Raw genomic sequence first — 16,947 nt, forward strand, 5'->3', positions numbered from 1 at the left:
GCTTTACGATCAGTTACGAAGACAGGCTGCCGCAGCAGTAACCCAAGCCCCGGTTACACAAAATTCTGCACACCCTCGTCGGTAATTGCGCTCGCGGGCCTCTTGCAGGCGTTGTCGTAGATATTGGTCGCGTGTGAGTCCATCGGGGATGTTCTGCAGTTCGAGCACCTCCTCGACGATGCGTTTTTCCTCGGCCTTGTAGCGCTCGAAGTTGGGGTCAGGCTGCTGCTCCAATCTGGCTTCGCGCTCTGCACTGATGACCTGATAGCGCTTGATCAGCGCTTCGGCGCGCCTTTTCTGCTCGGCCTCGTCCTCGCTGACGGCCTTGATCAGGGCAATCTGCAGCAACAGGGCCTCGCTCAATGCAAGCTCGCCTCGCTGCTCCATCGCATCGAGCCCTTTGCTCAGGTCCTCCGCCTGTGCTTCGCGCTTTTCGGCGTCGAGCTGTTTTGCGTGCTCGATGAAGTCTCTATAGCGCTGATGAAATCCCAGGCGTTGTTCCTGTTGCTGGATTTCCGGGCGGGCCAGTAGTTGCAGCTGCTCCGTGCTGAGGGGCGACGATGCAGGCGTCGGGCTGGCTTGCGCGGCTTGAGGTGTCGGCAGATGCTCGGGCTCGAGGCTGAGGCGTTCTTCAATCGCGGGGCGTTGCCAGTACCAGGTCAGGGTTGCGCTGCCGATCAGAAGGCAACTGCCCAATAGCAGGGCGTAACGAGGCGAGGGCATAGGCAGGTTCCAGGAGGCGTCATTTGAGCTTAGGAGCTGAAAGACCGGTTTGCCTGGACAATAAACGCAGACGAAAAAAAGCCCCGGCAAGCCGGGGCGGATTAGGCAAACAGGCTGCTGCGGATGCGTGGTCCGCAGCAGGTGAACCGTTCTTAGTGGAACTGGTTCATGGTGTTGTCTTTACCGCTCGCCTTCAGAGCGGCTTCGCCAGCGAAGTACTCCTTGTGGTTGTCGCCGATGTCGGAGCCAGCCATGTTCTGGTGCTTGACGCAGGCGATACCCTGACGCAGTTCCTGACGCTGCACGCCTTTCACGTAGGCCAGCATGCCCTGATCGGCGAAGTAGCCCTTGGCCAGGTTGTCGGTGGACAGTGCGGCAGTGTGGTAGGTCGGCAGGGTGATCAGGTGGTGGAAGATGCCGGCGTGGGCCGAACCATCGCGCTGGAAGGTGCGGATCTTCTCGTCGGCAACCTGGGCCAATTCGGTCTCGTCGTACTCGACGCTCATCAGCTTGGCGCGGTCGTAGGCGGAAACGTCCTTGCCTTCGGCAACCATGGCGTCGAACACCTGCTGACGGAAGTTCAGCGTCCAGTTGAAGGACGGGCTGTTGTTGTACACCAGCTTGGCATTCGGGATGACTTCACGGATGCGGTCAACCATGGCTTTGATCTGGCCAACGTGCGGCTTCTCGGTCTCGATCCACAGCAGGGCGGCGCCGTTCTGCAGGCTGGTGATGCAGTCCAGTACGCAGCGGGCTTCGCCGGTGCCAGCGCGGAACTGGAACAGGTTGGACGGCAGACGCTTCGGACGCAGCAGCTTGCCGCCGCGGTTGATCACGACGTCGCCGTTGCCCAGATCGGCAGCGGACACTTCTTCGCAATCGAGGAAGCTGTTGTACAGGTCGCCCAGGTCGCCCGGCTCGTTGGTTACGGCGATCTGCTTGGTCAGGCCGGCACCCAGGGAGTCGGTACGTGCAACGATCACGCCGTTGTCGATGCCCAGCTCGAGGAAGGCGTAGCGAACAGCAGCGATCTTGGCGAGGAAGTCAGCGTGAGGAACGGTCACTTTACCGTCCTGGTGGCCGCACTGCTTCTCGTCGGAAACCTGGTTCTCGATCTGGATGCAGCAAGCACCGGCTTCGATCATGCGCTTGGCCAGCAGGTAGGTAGCTTCCGGGTTACCGAAACCAGCGTCGATGTCGGCAATGATCGGCACGATGTGAGTTTCGTGGTTGTCGATCTGGTTCTGGATCTCGGCAGCCTTGGCCTGGTCGCCAGCTGCACGAGCAGCGTCCAGGGCGGTGAACAGCAGATCCAGTTCGCGGCTGTCGGCCTGACGCAGGAAGGTGTACAGCGCTTCGATCAGGTCGGAGACGGCAGTCTTCTCGTGCATCGACTGGTCCGGCAGCGGGCCGAAGTCCGAGCGCAGAGCAGCGACCATCCAGCCGGACAGGTAGAGGTAGCGCTTGTTGGTGGTCTTCAGGTGCTTCTTGATCGAGATCAGCTTCTGCTGACCGATGAAGCCGTGCCAGCAACCCAGCGACTGGGTGTAGACGGAGGAGTCGGCGTCGTACTCTTCCATGTCCTTGCGCATGATGTCAGCGGTGTACTGAGCGATTTCCAGACCGGTCTTGAAGCGGTTCTGAGCGCGCATACGGGCGACGGACTCGGGGTTGATAGCGCTCCAACTGCTGCCGAACTTCTCTTTCAGAGCGGCTACAGCCTTGATGTCGTTTTGATATGCGGACATGGTCAATCCTTCAAAAAATGTGTTGGTTGAGCACCGACTACCCACGCAATGCGTGCACGGATGCAGCGGCTGCGGGAGGCTTCCACTTTGACGGCGAGAATACGGCTGGGGCGAGGATTGACCGCGAGGAGGGGGGGATGTGGCGAACAGTTCGGGCGCTTGGCGTGGGCCGGTTGGCTCGTGGAAACCTTGGGCACCTGCTGGGCTTTCGATCTGTCTGACGCTAAACGCTTCCCCGTCCCTCAGGACAACTTCGTTCCAGTCGCAACCTCGTCGTACGGCCTTGTGGGCTGTTGGGACACGGACCGTTGCGAAGTACTTCGCGGGCGGTCTGGAGATCCTTTTCAGGACCCCTGGCTAGCGGGAGCGAGGCCATCATGCCTCTGGGAAAATGCTTCGTCAAACGTTTTGTAGTGGTTTTTTAAAACTACTACATATTCAGTAGACGACTGGCTGGTCACGCTCGGCAGCCCATGGGATGGGCGTTTCAGGCATTTCGCGGGCTGCCTGAGTTGTCCATCGTTCTTGCGAGGGAAAGGCATTCGACTTTGGTCGGGGTGTCAGTCGATCGCTTCGACCTTCAGGCGCAGCGACATGTCCTCGCGGCCCTGGGTAGTGTGTCGGCGCAACACGTCACGGCCGCTGGAGCTGGTTTCCTCGCTGACGCCACCCAGGGTAATCCACTCGCCGAGTCGGCCGCTGACGCGGGTATCGGTGCTTTGCACATCGATCACGCCGGGGTGGCTGTTGCTGACGCGATCGCGTTGGCTGCTGATGGCAACGTGGACCAGTTCGCCAGAGAGGCTGGCCGTTACGTAGAAGCCGCGGGTCACGTCGCGGTACTGGGTATCCTGGTAGACCTGGCCGTAAGGACCGGTACTGGTGGTGGTCAGCGGCACGCTCTGGCCCACCTGGATCAGCGCCGGGTAGCCCTCGGTAGTCTGTACCTGCTGGGTGCCGCCGCCACGGCTGTCGGTGCTGCGGCGGATGATGCGCACCTGGTCGCGACCGTTCACTTCGCCGCGGCCGACCTGTACTTCGGCATTGCCGGCACTGAGCGTGCCATCGACGCGATAGCCGCGGTCGTTCTGGTAATTGCTGTCGGCGCTCTCCACCGTGATCAGGAGGCGACGCGGGCGGGTGTCGAGTTGCTGCAACAACACGCGCACTTCACCGATCTTGGCCGGTGACGCATTGACGATCAGTTGGTTGCCATAGGCGCTGACCTTGCCCTCGTTGCCGAGCATCGACTGCACCACGCCGAGTACGTCATCGGCAGTGCGGTAATTAAGTGGGATTACCTCGGTGGCCGCTTGCAGCGGCAGGCACAGGCCGAGAAGCAGGGCGGCGAACAGCGTGCGCAGGGTCATAGCAGAAAGCTCCGCAGATCAGGGTCGGTGATGCTGGTATCCCAGGCCTGTTCGAACTGGGTTTGGCGTTGGCGCACGCGCGCCGGATCGTTGTACAGGGCGTAGCCGGATTGTTGATCGAGTTCAGGCCGCAGGAACAGGCCTCTGTCATCGGCAATCAGGTAGGCCAGCTCCTCGTTGGCGTAGTCCGGATGAAGCTTGCGGATATGCAGGTTGGACGACAGTCGGCGTGACAGAGCGAGCAGACGATGGCCTTCCTTCACGGCGCGAGTCGGGTCGCGCAGCAGGATACGCAGGCGCGCTCGTGGGCTGCTCAGCAGGAACCGGGTGCATGCCTGCTGCACACTGCTGTGGTGATAGAGCCAGGGCTCCAGGTCATCGCTGTACAGGCACAGGCTGCGCTGGGCCTGTTGGATCAACGCCAGGATGTGGGCGCGAGCCTGCTGTGGCTGGCTGAAGCGCTCCAGGCGCTCGTGCTGACCAAGTATGAACGGGGCCGGCTCCCACTGTGCCGCATCTGGCGTGATGGGGTCGGGGTTATGCACGGCAAAACGCCCCGGCGACTCGAATTCGATGGCCGCCAGTTCAATGGGATCTGGCTTATCGATCGGTTCGACCGGGGCGTCTTTGTCGTTCATCTTGCTCTCTACTGGCTGGTGCGCACCATATCCACGTGCGGTATGCCGGCGTCGAGGTACTCGTCGCTGACAATCCTGAAGCCTAGCCTTTCATAGAACGGCGTCGCGTGCACCTGAGCGGTGAGCATTTGCTGATGCAGGCCGCGTTTTTCCGCTTCGGCGATTACCGCCTGCATCAGTTTCTCGCCGACCTTGAGGCCGCGCCAGTCCTTGAGCACCGCCCCGCGACCGATATGGCCGTCGGGCAGCAGACGTGCGGTGCCAACCGGGTAATCGCCTTCCTCGGCAAGAAAATGCACGGCGTCGGTATCTTCGGCGTCCCACTCCAGTTCCGGCGGCACCGATTGCTCGGCGACGAAAACGCTGTCGCGGATACGACGAAGCTCGGCATTGTCCCTATGCCAGTCCGCGACACGGACAGTGATCTCACTCATCGGCAAATCCCAGGCTGCCTTGTTTGACCAGTTCCAACAGCAGAGTACGCCCCTCGTCGTCGGCCAGCCAGGCGCCGAGGTTTTCCACATGTAACGCATCGGCGCTGCAGATCAGCTTCAGCAGCTCACGCAGGCGGGCCGAAACCAGGCGACTCTGGCCGCTGGCGAACAGCACCAGGTCTTCACCGACTTCCGACCAGGCCATGCGCGCGCTGGGGTTGCGGATCAGGATCGCGCCATCTTCCAGGGCGCCGAGGAAGTCTTCCTCCTCGATCTCGATGCCGGCGACCAGCTCCGGGTACTTGGGCTCGGTCATGAACTGGCCGAACCAGGTCATCAGCAGACGTTCGTCACTCATGTGCTCGTTGAGCAGCGCCTTGAGGCGCTCCAGGGCGTCGCGCTGGATCTGGTTGGGATCCTCGCTCGGCTGGATGTCGGCATCGCTGTAACGCTCTTCGTCGGGCAGGAACTGGCCGAGGAAATCAGTGAAATGGGTCAGTACTTCGGCGGCGCTCGGCGCGCGGAAGCCCACGGAATAGGTCATGCAATCATCCTCAGCGGTGCCACAGTGGGCGAGGCAGGGCGGCAGGTAGAGCATGTCGCCGGGTGCCAGCACCCATTCATCGGTTGGTTCGAATTGAGCCAGGATCTTCAGATCGGCGTGGGGGAGCAGCGGGCTGTCGGCATCGCACATCTGGCCAATTTGCCAGCGGCGATGGCCATGCGCCTGCAGCAGGAATACGTCGTAGTTGTCGAAATGCGGGCCGACGCCGCCGCCGGGAGCAGCGAAGCTGATCATCAGATCGTCGATGCGCCACTTGGGCAGAAATTTGAAGTCTTCCAGCAGTTCGGCCACTTCCGGGACGAACTGGTCGACGGCTTGTACCAGCAGGGTCCAGTCGCGCTCGGGCAGGTCCTGGAAGGTGTCCTCGTTGAACGGGCCGCGCTGCAGCTCCCAGGGGCGCTCGCCGTGCTCGATCACCAGGCGCGATTCGACTTCCTCTTCCAGTGCCAGGCCGGCCAGTTCGTCCGGGCTGATCGGGCTTTCGAAGTCCGGGATCGCCTGGCGCACCAGCAGCGGCTTCTTCTGCCAGTAGTCGCGTAAGAATTCGCGGGCTGTGAGGCCACCCAGCAATTGCAGCGGAGTATCAGGATTCATCAGTAAGCCCTTGAAATAGATAAAAACCTTAAAACAAAAACGCCCGGCTCAGCCGGGCGTCCTCGAGGCTGATCGCGCTTAGATCCGCTTGGCCTGGGCCACGGCGTTACCGATGTAGCGCGCCGGGGTCAGTTGCTTGAGTTCTTCCTTGGCGGCGGCTGGCATGTCCAGGCCGTCGATGAAAGTTTGCAGGGCTTCGGCGCTGATGCCTTTGCCGCGGGTCAATTCCTTGAGCTTCTCGTACGGGTTCTCGATGGCGTAGCGGCGCATGACGGTCTGGATCGGCTCGGCGAGCACTTCCCAGCACGCGTCCAGATCTTCAGCAATTTTCTGAGCATTGAGCTCCAACTTGCTGATTCCCTTGAGGCTGGCTTCGTAAGCGATGACGCTGTGAGCGAAGCCGACACCCAGGTTACGCAGCACGGTGGAGTCGGTCAGGTCACGCTGCCAGCGGGAGATCGGCAGTTTGCTGGCCAGGTGCTGGAAGATTGCGTTGGCGATGCCCAAGTTGCCTTCGGAGTTTTCGAAGTCGATCGGGTTGACCTTGTGCGGCATGGTCGAGGAGCCGATCTCGCCAGCCACGGTCTTCTGCTTGAAGTAACCGAGGGAGATGTAGCCCCAGACGTCGCGGTCGAAGTCGATCAGGATGGTGTTGAAGCGAGCGATGGCGTCGAACAGCTCGGCGATGTAGTCGTGCGGCTCGATCTGGGTGGTGTAGGGGTTCCAGGTCAGGCCCAGGTCACCTTCGATGAACTGACGCGCGTTGGCTTCCCAGTCGATGCTCGGGTAGGCCGACAGGTGGGCGTTGTAGTTGCCCACGGCGCCATTGATCTTGCCCAGCAGCGGCACGGCCGCGACCTGAGCGATCTGACGCTCCAGACGGTGGACGACGTTGGCCAGTTCCTTGCCCAGGGTAGTCGGCGAAGCCGGCTGGCCGTGGGTGCGCGAGAGCATCGGCACGTCAGCGAACTTCACTGCCAGTTCACGAATGGCGCCTGCCAGTTGTTTCATCAGCGGCAGCAGCACGCTGTCACGGCCTTCACGTAGCATCAGGGCGTGGGACAGGTTGTTGATGTCCTCGCTGGTGCAGGCGAAGTGGATGAACTCGCTGACCTTGTCCAGCTCCGGAAGCTTGGCTGCCTGTTCCTTGAGCAGGTACTCCACGGCCTTGACGTCGTGGTTGGTGGTACGCTCGATTTCCTTGACGCGCTCGGCATGCTCGACGGCGAAGTTCTCGGCCAGCTCGTTGAGCAGGGCGTTGGCTTCGGCGGAGAAGGGCGCGACTTCCGGGATGCCCTCGTGAGCGGCCAGGCGCTGCAGCCAGCGCACTTCGACCAGTACGCGGCTACGGATCAGACCGTATTCGCTGAAGATAGGGCGCAGGGCGCTGGTTTTGCCGGCGTAGCGGCCGTCGACGGGGGAAACCGCGGTGAGCGAGGAAAGCTGCATGTAGGCGTTCTCGAGCTGTCGGGCTGAAAAGCCATCCGGGGTCGCTGCGCGTCGTGCCTGCTTCATTGAAGCGGGCGCTAGCTCAGGTGCCTGGACGACCTCTGGCGAAAAGGGCGCATATCATACATGAAAACCGGCACGTGACCGCCTATGTCCTGCGTCGTGCGACCGATAACAGACTGGCGGCAAAGATCAGCGCTGCGCCGAGCAGTGACAGGGTGTCTGGCGTCTCGCCCCAGAGCAGCCAGGCGATGATGCCGGCGAAGACGATGGCCAGGTAGGCGACCGGCCCAATCAGCCCGGGCGGCGCCAGGCCGTAGGCACGCGACATGATCACCTGGCTGGCGGTGGCCAGCAGGCCGATGCCCAGCAGCCAACTTAGTTGCGTGGTATCCAGTGGCTGCCAGCTCCAGGTCAGCGGGATGGCGGAGAACAGCGCGCTGAACAGCGAAAAATAGAAGACGATGCGCGTTGCTGGTTCGCTGTCGCTCATTTCACGGATGGAGACGAAGGCGAAGGCCGCCAGCAGGCTGGCGGCCAGGCCAAACAGGGCGGGCCCCTCGAACAGGGCGGTGCTGGGCTTGGCCACCAGCAGTACACCGCACAAGCCGATCAGGCTGCTGATCAGCATGCGTCGAGTCAGCGGCTCCTTCAGCCAGATGTGTGCGATCAGCGGGGTGAACACCGGCGCCGAGTAGGTGAACAGCATGGCATCGGCCAATGGCAGGTGGGCGATGGCGTAGAAGAAGCAGTACATCGCCGCCAGGCCGTAGGTGGTGCGCCATAGATGGGACTTCAGGCGTGTCGTGCGTAGTGGGCGAACGCCGCGCACCAGCAGCAGGGGCAGGAAGAACAACACGCCGACCAGGTTGCGAAAGAACACCACCGACTCGTTGTTGACGCTGCTGGATATCTCGCGGATGCCGACGCCGGTAAAAGCGAACAGCAGCGCCGAGAGCGCCAGCAGCAGGGCACCCTGTAGGGGTTTTACGCTGCGGCTGGCGGGTTCCATGGTCAGTTTCGCGTCAGTTCGTAGAGTTCTTTGAGCAGTTTGCTGCGGCTGAACACCAACTGCCAGCGGTGGCCGCCGAGCTGGCGCCACAGGCGCGCCGAGCGAATGCCAGCGAGCAGCAGGGCGCGGATCTTCGCGGCGTTGTTCGGTTGCTGCAGGAAGCGCATGTCGCCATGCACCTGGATACGCTGACGGAAGGTGCTGATGGTGTCCTGGTAAAGGCCGCCGCACGCAGCGATGACGTTGTCATGGACCAGGCCGAAATGCTCGACCTGTTGCTGGATCTGGTCGAGGCGACTGCCCATCACCTGCAGCATGTCGCTGCGCTTGTCCAGTTGGCGCTCCAGGCCGACCATCGCCAGTGCATAGCGCAGCGGTTCGCGCTGCAGGGCGGATGGATTGCGCTCCAGCGAGCTGATCAGTGCACGATAACCGTCGCGCAGGTTGAGATCGTCACCGCCGTAGACGTCCAGCGTGCTTTTCGGATCGCGTACCAGCAGGCTGCCGAGCATGCAGCCCATCGAGGCTTCGCTGACCTGGCCGGTACGGGCGATCTTGTCGGCCAGCACTGCTGCTTCGAATACGGCGCCGAGGGCGACCAGTTGCTCCTGCAGCGGACTCATTGGGCGTCCTCGTACCAGGCTTCTGCGGTTTCGATCACGCCACCACCCAGGCACACCTCGCCGTCATAGAACACCACGGACTGGCCCGGAGTGACGGCGCGCTGCGGCTCGTCGAACACGGCGCGATAGCCGGTCTCGGTCTTCTCCAGGGTGCAGTGCTGGTCACTCTGGCGATAGCGCACCTTGGCGGTCAGGCGGCGCGGGCTGCTCAGGTCCACTGGGTTGACCCAGTAAATGTCCGAAGCGAGCAGGGCGCGGGAGAACAACCAGGGATGTTCGTTGCCCTGGCCGACGACCAGTACGTTACGTGTCAGGTCCTTGCGCAACACGTACCAGGGATCATCGCTGGCGCCCTTGAGACCGCCGATGCCAAGGCCCTGGCGCTGGCCGATGGTGTGGTACATCAGGCCATGATGACGACCGATGATCTGGCCCTCGGTGGTCTCGATGTCGCCTGGCTGAGCCGGCAGGTATTGTTTGAGAAAGTCACTGAAGCGACGCTCACCGATGAAGCAGATGCCGGTGGAGTCCTTCTTCTTCGCCGTGGCCAGCTCGTATTTCTCGGCGATGGCGCGTACCTGCGGCTTTTCCAGCTCGCCAACCGGGAACAGGGTCTTGGCGATCTGCTCGCCGCCGACGGCGTGCAGGAAATAGCTCTGGTCCTTGTTCGGGTCCAGGCCCTTGAGCAGCTCCGTACGGCCATCGATGTCGCGGCGACGCACATAGTGACCGGTGGCAATCAGGTCGGCACCGAGCGACAGGGCATAGTCGAGGAAGGCTTTGAACTTGATTTCGCGGTTGCACAGGATGTCCGGGTTCGGCGTACGGCCGGCCTTGTATTCGGCGAGGAAGTGCTCGAACACATTGTCCCAGTACTCGGCGGCGAAGTTGGCAGTGTGCAGCTTGATGCCGATGCGGTCGCATACGGCCTGGGCGTCGGCCAGGTCGTCCATGGCGGTGCAGTATTCGGTGCCGTCGTCTTCGTCCCAGTTCTTCATGAACAGGCCTTCGACCTGGTAACCCTGTTCCATCAGCAGCAGGGCGGAAACGGACGAATCGACGCCGCCGGACATGCCGACGATCACGCGTTGGGTGCTAGGTGCTTGCATGGGAGTCTGCGAGTGAAGCCTGAAAAGCTGCCGAGTCTACCAGAAAGACCGCGCCCGTTCAGTGCGCAGGCGAGGAGGCGGGCGAGGTTATCGCGCCAGCCCCAGGTGTGTGAGGCTGCGGCGAAAGGCCGGGTCATCCAGGTAGGCGACATTGAGCCGCGTCCAGGCCACGGGCATCTGCCGGTCGACTGCGAAGATCGAGCCTGGAGCAAGCATCACGCCCTGACTCAGGCATTGGCGGGTGAGGGTGTTGGCATCATCGGCTCCGGGAAAACGAGCCCACAGATAGAGGCTCTGTTCGGGGCGACAGAACACCTCGGCACCCAGACCATCGAGTACTTCCAGGCCGCGTTGCGTGGCGGCGCGCAAGCGCTCCTGAAGGCGCGACAGATGACGCAGGAAGTGCCCGTCGGCGAGGATCACATCGATGGTGCGCTCACTGTACTCGGCGCCGCTGTTGTGCAGCAGCATCTTCAGGTCGGCCAGTTCCTCGATGCGTTTTTTGCTGCCGGCAATGAAGCCGACGCGCAAAGCGGCTGAAATCGATTTGGAAAAACTGCCCAGGTAGAGGGTGCGCTCGGACTGGTCCAGGGCCGTCAGCTTTATCGCCGAGCTGGGCTTGAAGTCAGCCATGGCGTCGTTTTCCACCAGCAACAGGTCATGCGCTTCCGCAAGCTGCAGCTGGCGTTGGCGCTTGGCTTGTTCGGTGCGGTGCTGTTCTCGGCCATTGGCTTGGTTTCAGGAACCGATGAAACCACGACCCTGGCACCCTTGACCATGTTGGTGGTGATGCTAGGTGCGCCGCCGGCCGGTATTCTCACCTTCTTTCTGGCAGGTGCGGTCGCCAAGCATATGACCCACGCCGTTCCCACCGCGTTGCTGGGGATTCCCGGTGACACCATGGCGACGGCGCTCATCGGCGACGCCAACTACTTGCGCCGACTCGGCGTGCCTCATGTGGCCTTGCGCAAGATGATCACCGGTGGCGCAATGGCCGCGCTGATCGCAGTGCCGTTATCGGTGCTGTTCGCGGTGTTGCTGGCGCCATTCGGCGATGTGATCAAGCAGTTCGCGCCCTGGGTTTTTCTCTGCGCTGCCTTTGCCATCGCTTACTTCTCGGCGGGTCGTTGGGCTTCGATACTGGCGCTGTTGCCGTTCGTGCTGGTCATCGTGGCCTTGCAGACGCTGACAGCTCAGTACGACGTCAAGCTCGCCGTCAGCTATTTCCTCGGCATTGCCGTCGCGCCGCTGATCGCCTCGCTGTTCTCGCTGCTGGCGCCGGTCGAGCGCGAGAAGATGCGTCGCGATGGCTTTCGCGTCTTTTCCCTGGCTCCGGACATGAAGGGCTGGAAGGGCTACTTTCCTAATCCGTTTCGGGTGATCAACAAGCGCCAGCGGCGGATGACCGCGATGGCTGCCAGTGTCACCTTCGTCTTCAGCCCCGTGGCCATGACGGTGATCATGGGTGAGGTGATCGGTGCCCGTATCAAGCAGGCATACGAGCGGCTGACCACGGTGATCACCGCGCGTAATGGCGTAACCGAGTCGACCTACATTGCAGAAGCGCTGATCCCCCTGATCGCCTTCGGCCTGCCGCTCAGCCCGGTCGCCGCCGGGCCGGCTGCGCCGCTGTTCAATGCGCCGCCGCGGTTTACCGTCGACAGCGCGACGGGCGAGGTCAATAACCTGCACAACCTGCTGAACTACTGGGAGTTCTTCGGTTACGGCATGTTGGCGGTGGTTGTCGCCATCCTGATCGCCTATCCCTTTTCCATGAGCTTCGCCCATCGGGCTGCGTCCTTCGTGTTTCGCAAGATCAGCCACGAAGCGGTCATTTCCACCTTCATCGGCCTGGCACTGGTCGTGGGGATCTGGGAGGGCGGCCTGCTCGGGGTGCTGGTGGTCGTCACCATCGGCTTGCTCGGTGGCTTCCTCGGGCGCTTCCTGGGGTTCAACATCGGCGTGCAGTTCATGGGGTACTACACGGCGGTGTTGAGCGTACCGGCCATGCTGGCGTTGTTGAGGTAGGGGGCAACCTCGGGTTCAGCGGTGCCTCTGGCGTTAGCGCAGCAACTCCAGCGGTCCGCTGATGCCAGCCAGGTAGTCATCCACGCATTGCAACACCAGCTCGCTGCGCCAGCGCTCGGGCTGGTCGGCCAACTCGTCACGCGTCAGCCAGGTGATGCCGCTGATGTCGGCGTCCAGCTCGCGCTCCGGGTCATGGCGCACGGGACGGGCAATGAAGCAGACGCGCTGATAGGTCACGCCATTGCTCGGCGCAGTATAGAGATAGATGCCGAGCAAGGCGGTGAGCTCCACCTCCCAGCCGGTTTCTTCGAGCGTCTCGCGCAGTGCGGCTTCGCATAGTGATTCGTCGGCCTCCAGGTGCCCGGCGGGTTGGTTGAGCACCATGCGGCCGGCCTTAAATTCTTCGACGAAGAGGAAGCGGCCATCATTTTCGATCACCGTTGCCACGGTGATATGGGGTTGCCAGTCCATTTTTGCTCTCTCAGGGGTTATTTACTGTATCCATAAATAAAGAACCCCGGCACCAGGCCGGGGTTCTTTTTACACTCAAACCTTATCAGGCATTCAGTGCAGCCAGAGCGGCGTTGAAGGTAGCGCTCGGGCGCATCACCTTGCTGGTCAGCTCGGGGTTGGAGCGGTAGTAACCACCGATTTCGGCCGGCTTGCCTTGTACGGCCGCCAGTTCGCCAACGATGGTCGCTTCCTGCTCGGTCAGTTGCTTGGCCAGCGGGGCGAAGCGGGCTTTCAGTTCTGCGTTGTCATTCTGCTCGGCCAGGGCTTGCGCCCAGTACAGCGCCAGGTAGAAGTGGCTGCCACGGTTGTCGATCTCGCCGACCTTGCGCGCCGGGGACTTGTTGTTATCCAGCAGCTTGCCGGTGGCCTGATCCAGGGTCTTGCCCAGTACCTTGGCCTTGGCGTTGTTGGTCTTGATGCCGGTTTCTTCCAGCGACACGGCCAGGGCCAGGAACTCGCCCAGGGAATCCCAGCGCAGGTAGTTCTCTTCGACCAGCTGTTGTACGTGTTTCGGAGCCGAGCCGCCGGCGCCGGTTTCGTACATGCCGCCACCGGCCATCAGCGGAACGATGGACAGCATCTTGGCCGAAGTGCCCAGTTCCATGATCGGGAACAGGTCGGTGAGGTAGTCACGCAGTACGTTGCCGGTTACCGAGATGGTGTCCTGGCCGCGGATCATGCGCTCCATGGACACGCGGATGGCTTCGTTGTAGCCCATCATGCGGATGTCCAGACCGGTCAGGTCGTGGTCCTTGAGGTACAGCTCGACCTTCTTCTGCAGTTCGCGGTCGTGGGCGCGCTCCGGGTCCAGCCAGAAGATGGCCGGGGTGTTGGACTGACGAGCGCGGGTAACGGCCAGCTTGACCCAGTCGCGGATCGGCGCGTCCTTGGTCTGGCAGGCACGCCAGATGTCGCCAGCTTCGACTTCGTGCTGCATCAGCACGGTGCCATCGGCAGCTACGACGCGCATGGTACCGTCGGCGGTCATTTCGAAGGTCTTGTCGTGGGAGCCGTATTCCTCGGCCTTCTGCGCCATCAGACCGACGTTCGGCACGCTGCCCATGGTGGTCGGGTCGAACGCGCCGTTGGTTTTGCAGAAGTTGATCATTTCCTGATAGATGCGAGCGTAGGTGCTCTCAGGCATGACGGCCTTGGTGTCTTTCTGCTTGCCATCCTTGCCCCACATCTGACCGGAGTTGCGGATCATGGCCGGCATCGAGGCGTCGACGATGACGTCGCTCGGGATGTGCAGGTTGGTAATGCCTTTGACCGAGTCGACCATGGCCATTTCCGGGCGATGGGCATAAACCTCGTGGATGTCATGCAGGATTTCTTCCTGCTGGGAGGCCGGCAGCGACTTGATCTTGTCGTAGACGCTGCTGATACCGTTGTTCGGGTTGACGCCCAGCTCCTTGAACAGGTCGCCGTACTTGTCGAACACGTCCTTGTAGTAAACGCTGACGGCGTGGCCGAAAACGATCGGGTGGGAGACCTTCATCATGGTCGCCTTGACGTGCAGGGACCACATCACACCGGTGTTCTTGCAGTCTTGCAGGGTCTTCTCGAAGAAATCACGCAGCTTGCGGCAGCTCATGAACATGCTGTCGAACACTTCGCCTTCTTGCAGGGCGAGTTGTTTCTTCACTTCGACCTTGCCGTCCTTGCCAACGAATTCGATGCGCACGTCACCGGCCTTGGCCATGGTGATCGACTGCTCGCTGGAGAAGAAGTCGCCGCCGCGCATGTAGTCGGCGTGGGACTGCGAAGCCATGCTCCACTTGCCCATGCTGTGCGGATGTTTGCGTGCGTAGGCTTTTACCGCAGCCGGAGCGCGACGGTCGGAGTTGCCTTCGCGCAGAACCGGGTTCACGGCGCTGCCCAGGATCTTGGCGTAGCGGGCGCGAACTTCCTTGTCTTCTTCGCTTTGCGGATCTTCCGGAAAATCGGGAATGCCGTAGCCCTGGGCCTGCAGCTCGGCGATGGCGGCCTTGAGCTGAGGCACGGAGGCGCTGATGTTCGGCAACTTGATGATGTTGGCATCGGCCTGCAGAGTCAGCTCGGCCAGTTTGGCCAGGTCGTCATCGATGCGCTTGTCGGCGTCCAGGCGGTCGGCAAAGCTTGCCAGGATCCGTCCAGCAAGAGAGATGTCGCGGGTTTCAACGGAGATGTCAGCCGATGCGGCAAAGGCTTCTACAATGGGCAGAAGCGAATAGGTAGCAAGGGCCGGAGCTTCGTCGGTGAAGGTGTAGATGATCTTCGAAGGGGTGGACATTTAGGGTTAACTCTCTTCTTTGCTGAGCGCGCATAGAAACTCGACCTGCGCCGGTAGGCGCTTGAGCCCCATGGTGGCGGGGCCGGGTCGAGGACTCGCCGCGGTGATGTTGGATGCACCCGTAGAGTGTCGAGCAGTTCGAGCCGGCAGACAGTGGTTGCCGTTTACCGGTTTCAAGAGGTTGCTGCCTGGTTCCAGACAGGTCACCCCTTATGACTCGTTAGTCACCTAAGCAGTATACCACTGCGGCACCTCGCCGCAGAATGCCCAGTTGAATAAGACCTTTGCACATATGTTTCACCGGACGCTTTGCGCTACTCTCGGGAATGCACACTGTCGGAGCCTTGCGGGCTTGGCCGTTCGTTGCTAGGGAAAGCCCGGGTTGAGGCAGTTTTTTCGAATTTTCGAGAAGAATAGCCAGCTATTTGACGAGAAAAAGCGGAGAAAATGACCAATCCGGCTTTTCCGCAGTAGAACAGTGTCAAGTTCGGCAGGCTCCTAACCACAAGATGGAGTCCAGCATGGGATACCAAAAGATCCAGGTGCCAGCCACCGGTGACAAAATCACCGTTAATGCCGATATGTCGCTGACTGTTCCGAACAACCCGATCATCCCTTTCATCGAGGGTGATGGTATCGGCGTCGATATTTCCCCGGTGATGATCAAGGTCGTCGACGCCGCCGTCGAAAAAGCCTACCGCGGCGCTCGCAAGATCTCCTGGATGGAAGTTTATGCCGGCGAAAAGGCCACTCAGGTGTACGATCAGGACACCTGGCTGCCGAAAGAAACCCTCGAAGCTGTGCGTGATTACGTGGTTTCGATCAAAGGCCCGCTGACCACGCCAGTTGGTGGCGGCATCCGCTCACTGAACGTGGCTTTGCGTCAGGAACTCGATCTTTATGTCTGTCTGCGCCCGGTGCGCTGGTTCGAAGGCGTGCCCAGCCCAGTGAAGAAGCCGGGCGACGTGGATATGGTGATCTTCCGCGAGAACTCTGAGGACATCTACGCCGGCGTCGAATGGAAAGCTGGCAGCCCCGAAGCCGAGAAGGTCATCAAGTTCCTCACCGAGGAAATGGGCGTCAAGAAGATCCGCTTCACCGACATGTGCGGCATCGGCATCAAGCCGGTTTCCGAAGCTGGCACCAAGCGCCTTGTGCGCAAGGCGCTGCAGTACGCCGTGGACAACGATCGCAGTTCGGTAACCCTGGTGCACAAAGGCAACATCATGAAATTCACCGAAGGTGCCTTCAAAGAGTGGGGTTACGAAATCGCACGTGACGAATTCGGTGCCGAGCTGCTCGATGGCGGCCCTTGGATGCAGTTCAAGAACCCGCGTACCGGCAAGAACATCGTGGTCAAGGACGTGATTGCCGACGCCATGCTGCAGCAGATCCTGCTGCGTCCGGCCGAATATGACGTGATCGCCACGCTCAACCTCAATGGCGACTATCTGTCCGACGCTCTGGCGGCCGAAGTCGGTGGCATCGGTATCGCGCCGGGTGCCAACCTGTCCGACTCCGTGGCGATGTTCGAGGCGACTCACGGCACGGCGCCGAAATACGCCGGCCAGGACAAGGTCAACCCTGGCTCGGTCATTCTCTCTGCAGAGATGATGTTGCGTCACATGGGTTGGGCCGAGGCGGCCGATCTGATCATCAAGGGCACCAACGGCGCCATCGCTGCGAAGACCGTGACCTATGACTTCGAACGTCTGATGGAGGGTGCGAAGCTGATGTCGTGCTCCGAGTTCGGCGATGCGATGATCAGCCATATGTAGGCTGATTAAGGTGTGAAAAAAAGGCCGGTCAAATGACCGGCCTTTTCGTGTTCAGCACATCCATGTGCTTCGTATTCGATGAAGCTGTGGG

General features: G+C 61.3%; 14 protein-coding genes and 1 pseudogene. 2 read left to right on the top strand and 13 right to left on the bottom strand.

Features of this window, described 5'->3' with window-relative positions:
- Window positions 1-9: 9 nt before the first annotated feature.
- From EGJ86_RS10155 to EGJ86_RS10205, 11 genes and pseudogenes are all read right to left on the bottom strand, one after another.
- A complete protein-coding gene (locus EGJ86_RS10155) occupies window positions 10-723 on the bottom strand; it encodes a hypothetical protein (RefSeq protein WP_256672405.1) in 714 nt (237 codons plus the stop codon).
- A gap of 152 nt (window positions 724-875) precedes the next feature.
- A complete protein-coding gene (locus tag EGJ86_RS10160) occupies window positions 876-2,471 on the bottom strand; it encodes an isocitrate lyase (RefSeq protein ID WP_125835016.1) in 1,596 nt (531 codons plus the stop codon).
- A 560-nt stretch (window positions 2,472-3,031) separates the two neighbouring features.
- Window positions 3,032-3,841 carry a secretin N-terminal domain-containing protein gene (locus tag EGJ86_RS10165; RefSeq protein WP_125835017.1) on the bottom strand — a complete coding sequence of 270 codons (810 nt, stop codon included), beginning with the start codon at window positions 3,839-3,841 and terminating at the stop codon, window positions 3,032-3,034.
- A complete protein-coding gene (locus EGJ86_RS10170; RefSeq protein ID WP_125835018.1) occupies window positions 3,838-4,479 on the bottom strand; it encodes a histone acetyltransferase HPA2 in 642 nt (213 codons plus the stop codon). Before EGJ86_RS10170 ends, EGJ86_RS10165 begins: the two co-directional genes overlap by 4 nt.
- Before the next feature lie 8 nt (window positions 4,480-4,487).
- On the bottom strand, window positions 4,488-4,913 hold the full coding sequence (locus EGJ86_RS10175) for a GNAT family N-acetyltransferase (protein WP_125835019.1): 426 nt from the start codon (window positions 4,911-4,913) through the stop codon (window positions 4,488-4,490).
- Window positions 4,906-6,072, bottom strand: a complete 1,167-nt coding sequence (locus tag EGJ86_RS10180) for a cupin domain-containing protein (protein ID WP_125835020.1) — start codon at window positions 6,070-6,072, stop codon at window positions 4,906-4,908. Before EGJ86_RS10180 ends, EGJ86_RS10175 begins: the two co-directional genes overlap by 8 nt.
- A 78-nt stretch (window positions 6,073-6,150) precedes the next feature.
- Entirely contained in the window at window positions 6,151-7,521 is a 1,371-nt protein-coding gene (purB, locus tag EGJ86_RS10185) for an adenylosuccinate lyase (RefSeq protein WP_125835021.1), read from the bottom strand.
- 148 nt (window positions 7,522-7,669) lie between these two features.
- On the bottom strand, window positions 7,670-8,533 hold the full coding sequence (locus EGJ86_RS10190) for a DMT family transporter (RefSeq protein WP_125835022.1): 864 nt from the start codon (window positions 8,531-8,533) through the stop codon (window positions 7,670-7,672).
- A 2-nt stretch (window positions 8,534-8,535) separates the two neighbouring features.
- A complete protein-coding gene (gene hflD, locus EGJ86_RS10195) occupies window positions 8,536-9,156 on the bottom strand; it encodes a high frequency lysogenization protein HflD (protein ID WP_125835023.1) in 621 nt (206 codons plus the stop codon).
- Window positions 9,153-10,265: a tRNA 2-thiouridine(34) synthase MnmA gene (gene mnmA / locus EGJ86_RS10200; RefSeq protein WP_125835024.1), complete on the bottom strand. Its 1,113-nt coding sequence runs from the start codon at window positions 10,263-10,265 to the stop codon at window positions 9,153-9,155. Before mnmA ends, hflD begins: the two co-directional genes overlap by 4 nt.
- Window positions 10,266-10,352: 87 nt before the next feature.
- Window positions 10,353-10,964 (bottom strand): annotated as a pseudogene (locus EGJ86_RS10205) (aminotransferase class I/II-fold pyridoxal phosphate-dependent enzyme); the annotation flags it as partial.
- On the opposite strand from EGJ86_RS10205, the gene EGJ86_RS10210 reads away from it, so the two are divergent.
- Complete coding sequence (locus EGJ86_RS10210; RefSeq protein ID WP_125835025.1) at window positions 10,926-12,293, top strand: tripartite tricarboxylate transporter permease; 1,368 nt, start codon at window positions 10,926-10,928, stop codon at window positions 12,291-12,293. The pseudogene EGJ86_RS10205 and the gene EGJ86_RS10210 overlap by 39 nt on opposite strands.
- Window positions 12,294-12,326: 33 nt before the next feature.
- Here EGJ86_RS10210 and EGJ86_RS10215 read toward each other — a convergent pair whose 3' ends face one another.
- Both EGJ86_RS10215 and EGJ86_RS10220 read right to left on the bottom strand, forming a co-directional pair.
- Window positions 12,327-12,764, bottom strand: a complete 438-nt coding sequence (locus EGJ86_RS10215) for an NUDIX hydrolase (protein WP_125835026.1) — start codon at window positions 12,762-12,764, stop codon at window positions 12,327-12,329.
- 85 nt (window positions 12,765-12,849) lie between these two features.
- The gene (locus tag EGJ86_RS10220; RefSeq protein WP_125835027.1) at window positions 12,850-15,078 is read right to left on the bottom strand and encodes an NADP-dependent isocitrate dehydrogenase; all 2,229 of its coding nucleotides are present in this window, start codon (window positions 15,076-15,078) and stop codon (window positions 12,850-12,852) included.
- A 521-nt stretch (window positions 15,079-15,599) separates the two neighbouring features.
- Here EGJ86_RS10220 and icd point away from each other — a divergent pair.
- Window positions 15,600-16,856, top strand: a complete 1,257-nt coding sequence (gene icd, locus EGJ86_RS10225) for an NADP-dependent isocitrate dehydrogenase (RefSeq protein WP_125835028.1) — start codon at window positions 15,600-15,602, stop codon at window positions 16,854-16,856.
- Window positions 16,857-16,947 lie beyond the last annotated feature (91 nt).

The organism is Pseudomonas sp. o96-267 (assembly GCF_003935465.1).
In the GTDB taxonomy this organism is placed as follows: domain Bacteria; phylum Pseudomonadota; class Gammaproteobacteria; order Pseudomonadales; family Pseudomonadaceae; genus Aquipseudomonas; species Aquipseudomonas sediminis.

Bases quoted from the DNA above. Each gene is read 5' to 3' on its own strand.
- EGJ86_RS10155 (WP_256672405.1), bottom strand. From the start codon at position 723: ATGCCCTCGCCTCGTTACGCCCTGCTATTGGGCAGTTGCCTTCTGATC.
- EGJ86_RS10160 (WP_125835016.1), bottom strand. From the start codon at position 2,471: ATGTCCGCATATCAAAACGACATCAAGGCTGTAGCCGCTCTGAAAGAG.
- EGJ86_RS10165 (WP_125835017.1), bottom strand. From the start codon at position 3,841: ATGACCCTGCGCACGCTGTTCGCCGCCCTGCTTCTCGGCCTGTGCCTG.
- EGJ86_RS10170 (WP_125835018.1), bottom strand. From the start codon at position 4,479: ATGAACGACAAAGACGCCCCGGTCGAACCGATCGATAAGCCAGATCCC.
- EGJ86_RS10175 (WP_125835019.1), bottom strand. From the start codon at position 4,913: ATGAGTGAGATCACTGTCCGTGTCGCGGACTGGCATAGGGACAATGCC.
- EGJ86_RS10180 (WP_125835020.1), bottom strand. From the start codon at position 6,072: ATGAATCCTGATACTCCGCTGCAATTGCTGGGTGGCCTCACAGCCCGC.
- purB (WP_125835021.1), bottom strand. From the start codon at position 7,521: ATGCAGCTTTCCTCGCTCACCGCGGTTTCCCCCGTCGACGGCCGCTAC.
- EGJ86_RS10190 (WP_125835022.1), bottom strand. From the start codon at position 8,533: ATGGAACCCGCCAGCCGCAGCGTAAAACCCCTACAGGGTGCCCTGCTG.
- hflD (WP_125835023.1), bottom strand. From the start codon at position 9,156: ATGAGTCCGCTGCAGGAGCAACTGGTCGCCCTCGGCGCCGTATTCGAA.
- mnmA (WP_125835024.1), bottom strand. From the start codon at position 10,265: ATGCAAGCACCTAGCACCCAACGCGTGATCGTCGGCATGTCCGGCGGC.
- EGJ86_RS10210 (WP_125835025.1), top strand. From the start codon at position 10,926: ATGCGCTTCCGCAAGCTGCAGCTGGCGTTGGCGCTTGGCTTGTTCGGT.
- EGJ86_RS10215 (WP_125835026.1), bottom strand. From the start codon at position 12,764: ATGGACTGGCAACCCCATATCACCGTGGCAACGGTGATCGAAAATGAT.
- EGJ86_RS10220 (WP_125835027.1), bottom strand. From the start codon at position 15,078: ATGTCCACCCCTTCGAAGATCATCTACACCTTCACCGACGAAGCTCCG.
- icd (WP_125835028.1), top strand. From the start codon at position 15,600: ATGGGATACCAAAAGATCCAGGTGCCAGCCACCGGTGACAAAATCACC.